This is a genomic window from Alkalimonas mucilaginosa, assembly GCF_036327005.1.
GTDB lineage: Bacteria > Pseudomonadota > Gammaproteobacteria > Enterobacterales > Alteromonadaceae > Alkalimonas > Alkalimonas mucilaginosa.
This window is the reverse complement of sequence record NZ_JAUGZK010000064.1, coordinates 1-276: the sequence shown is the minus strand read 5'-3', so window position 1 is coordinate 276 and position 276 is coordinate 1. Positions and strand designations below refer to the sequence as shown.

The following is a 276-nucleotide window of genomic DNA, read 5'->3' as shown; positions in this document are numbered from 1 at the left end:
TGGGTCTGTAGCTCAGGTGGTTAGAGCGCACCCCTGATAAGGGTGAGGTCGGTAGTTCGAGTCTACTCAGACCCACCACTTTGAGTGTTGAGTTGTGAGTGTTGAATGTTGAGTAAAAAGCAACGAAGCACTTAAAACCAAACACTCAACACTAGAACGGGGTTATAGCTCAGCTGGGAGAGCGCCTGCCTTGCACGCAGGAGGTCAGCGGTTCGATCCCGCTTAACTCCACCATTTACTTTGCTCTTAAATTCAAATGAAAGCCCTTAGTGTGAA

2 tRNA genes are annotated in these 276 nt (G+C 48.6%); both read left to right on the top strand.

The annotated features are described in order from the left end of the window. Nucleotide 1: 1 nt before the first annotated feature. Nucleotides 2-78 (top strand) — tRNA-Ile (locus QWF21_RS18155). A gap of 80 nt (nucleotides 79-158) precedes the next feature. Further along, nucleotides 159-234, top strand: a tRNA-Ala gene (locus QWF21_RS18150). Nucleotides 235-276: the final 42 nt, after the last annotated feature.